Raw genomic sequence first — 2,960 nt, forward strand, 5'->3', positions numbered from 1 at the left:
CGACGTCATCATCGCGAACCGCCGGACCGAGGCGCTCGACGACGTCGCCGACAAGGTCTACACGCGGGACATCTACGGGCGCGACTGACCTGCCCAGCCTCGCTCAGCGTGCGGCCGTTCACGAAGCGAGCGTGACCGCGACCAGCTCGTCCCTGCTCGCCTCCGCGCCGCCTCCTCGATCCGGGTCAGGTCCGGGTCGGAACGGTCCGGCAGCCCGCGGACGACCGTGCTCGCCGCGAGCAGCCGCGCGGCCTGCTCGTACTGGTCGCTCCGCAGCGCCAGGTCCGCCACGCCGACGAGGGCCTGCGCGAGCATGGGCCCGTACCCCGCCTCGGCGGCGACCTGGTAGGCCGCGGCGCGATGTGCGCGGGCCTCGCCGAGATCGTCGGTGAGGTAGCCCAGCTGGTGGTGCGTCAGCGAGCGGAGGTTCGCCGCCTGGTCGCCCAGCGTGACCATCGCGAGATCGAGCTGCCGGCGAGCCTCCTCGGCGTCGCCGCCCCAGCGTGCGAGCTCGGCCCTGGCCAGGGCCACCTCGGCCAGCGCCTCCGGCCACGTCACCCGTTCGGCGAGCCGCTCGGCCTCGGCCATCGCGGGCGCGACGGCGTCCTCGTCGCCCCGCAGCCAGTGCAGCCGCGCCTGCCCGGCCCGCATCCGGATGACGTCCTCGACCGCCCCGGCCTCGGTCAACACCGCGATCGCATGCTCGTAGCGCTCGGACGCGGCGGCGAACTCGCCGCGGACGGCGAGGCGGTCCGCCAGCTCGGTCAGGGCGAAGGAGATCCCGAACCGCTCGCCCAGGGCCCGGAACTCGGCGAGGGCCTGCTCGAGGTACTCGTCCGCGTCCCGCCCGCCGTGCCCGAGCATGACCCGCATCTTGCCGAGCTGCAGCCGGGCCAGGGCCCGCGCCCAGGGGTCCTCGTTGTCCAGGGCCGGCTCCCACGCACGCACCGGGTCGGCTCCTTGCAGCATGCGTTCGAGGGGGACGACGAGGCCCAGCAGGTGACTGTGGGAGCTGTCGCGGAGGCTGAGCTCGTAGGCTTTGTGGATCCAGTCCGCCGCGTGGCGTTCGTCCGAGGCGCGCCCGGAGCCGGCGAACATCACGACGAGCGAGTACACGGCGGCGCGGGTCTTGTCGTCGACCTCGCCCCGGAGGTCGACGACGGGAAGCTCGGCGGCAGCCGTGATCAGCTCGGCGCCCTCGGTCTTGTGCCCGCTGAGCCACCAGTACCAGCCGGCGCCGGCCGCGAGCCGCATCGCCGCCTGGGCCTTGCCCTCTGCCAGGGCGCCGCGCATCGCGGCACTGATGTTGTCGTGCTCCGCGGCGAGCGTGGCGAGGCCGTGCAGCTGCCCGGCTCGGCGCAAGCTCGGCTCCACGGTCTCGGCGAGGTCGGTGAAGTAGGCCAGGTGCGCCTGGCGGGCCGGGTCCGTCTCTCCGGCGTCCGCGAGGCGTTGAGCGGCGTACTCCCTGATGGTGCCGAGCATCCGGTAGCGCGGGGCGGCGCCGGGCTCGGGGACGAGCAGAGACTTCTCGGTCAGGGCGGTGAGCAGGTCCAGCACGTCGGCTTGGTGGACGGCGTCCTGCCCGGCGGTGTCCCCGGCGCAGACCCGCTCGGCGGCGTCCAGGCTCGCACCGCCGGCGAACACCGAGAGTCTGCGCAGGACCGCGCGTTCGGCGTCGGAAAGCAGCTCCCAGCTCCAGTCGACCATCGCGCGCAGCGTCCGGTGCCTGGGCAGGGCGGTCCGGCTGCCGCCGGTGAGCAGCCGGAAGCGGTCGTCGAGGCGGTCGGCGAGCTGGTCGACGGACATGGTGCGCAGCCTGGTCGCGGCCAGCTCGATCGCCAGCGGCACCCCGTCCAGCGCCCGGCAGATGCGGGCGAGGGTCGGCAGCGTGGCGGCATCGAGGGCGAGATCCTGGCGCGCCGCGCCGGCCCACTCCCGCAGCAGCCGGACGGCGGGCGAGGACGCGATCTCGTCGATGCCGGCGTCCGGCCCGGACAGGGCCAGCGGCAGCACCGGCCAGATCGCCTCACCGGTGATGCCCAGCGGTTCCCGGCTCGTGGCCAGGATGCGCAGCCGCCGGCACTCGCCGAGCAGGCGGTAGGCGAGGGCCGCCGCTGTCTCGATCACGTGCTCGCAGTTGTCCAGGACCAGGACCATCTCCCGGTCGCGGATCGCGGCCACGAGCCGTTCGGCTGCGCCTCGACAGCGCCGTCGGGCAGCACCTTTCGCAACCGCGAGACCAGGCGCTGCAGGGCGTTCGTCGCGTCGGACGGCGGGTGCTCGCCCCAGATCCAGTCGACGAGCGTGGCCCGCTGGACCGGGCGACCCGGTTCGTGGGCGAGGGCGATCAGCAGGGCGCGCAGTCGCGCGCCGGGCACATGGCGACGGTGCCGTGGTCGTCGCCGTCGTCGCCCAAACGCACCTCGAAGGGTCCGAGCATCCTGATCTGCACCGGCAGATCTTGGCACATGGGTGCTGTGCAGTGGGGGGATTCGGGGCTGCGGCGAGGGGCGGCGCACGTGGCGGCCTTGGAGGCGCTTATGGCGCAGTCCGACAGCAGAAGTGCTGAGTCGGAGGGGCTTTGTTCGACGTCGTTCTCCGGAACCGCTGCTGGGTACCAATCGTCCGCGTGCCTGGCCGGGACTGCTGGTTCTGCTGTGGGCAGATGCGGGTTCGCTGGTTGAGCGGTGCGAACGGGTGTGCCATATGTTGGTGGCATGAGATCAGTGGACGGTGCGCCTGGAGCGCGCGAGCAGCCTCCCGGGTCCGTGCTGCCCGCGGACGGTGGCGTGACCACCGATGCGGCTGGTGTGCGGATGGTGCGTGAGTGGTTGGCCGGCGTGATCCTGCCAGGCGGTACTGACACGGCGTCGTCTGTCTCGAAGCGGGTGCAGGCGCAGTGGGTGGACCTGCTCAGTGAGCTGGAGGCGGTGAAGAACACGGTGACCGCGACCCAGGCG

3 protein-coding genes are annotated in these 2,960 nt (G+C 73.1%); 1 reads left to right on the forward strand and 2 read right to left on the reverse strand.

Features of this window, described 5'->3' with window-relative positions; translation table 11 throughout:
* Window positions 1-72: 72 nt before the first annotated feature.
* Both EW117_RS29235 and EW117_RS29915 read right to left on the reverse strand, forming a co-directional pair.
* On the reverse strand, window positions 73-2,181 hold the full coding sequence (locus tag EW117_RS29235; RefSeq protein ID WP_207212131.1) for an ATP-binding protein: 2,109 nt from the start codon (window positions 2,179-2,181) through the stop codon (window positions 73-75).
* Complete coding sequence (locus EW117_RS29915; protein WP_207212132.1) at window positions 2,124-2,378, reverse strand: AfsR/SARP family transcriptional regulator; 255 nt, start codon at window positions 2,376-2,378, stop codon at window positions 2,124-2,126. Before EW117_RS29915 ends, EW117_RS29235 begins: the two co-directional genes overlap by 58 nt.
* A gap of 339 nt (window positions 2,379-2,717) precedes the next feature.
* Here EW117_RS29915 and EW117_RS29240 point away from each other — a divergent pair.
* Window positions 2,718-2,960 (forward strand): hypothetical protein (locus EW117_RS29240; RefSeq protein ID WP_165362928.1); only part of this gene is annotated, 243 nt, incomplete at its 3' end.

This window comes from Promicromonospora panici (genome assembly GCF_900608595.1).
GTDB classification, from domain to species: Bacteria; Actinomycetota; Actinomycetes; order Actinomycetales; family Cellulomonadaceae; genus Promicromonospora; species Promicromonospora panici.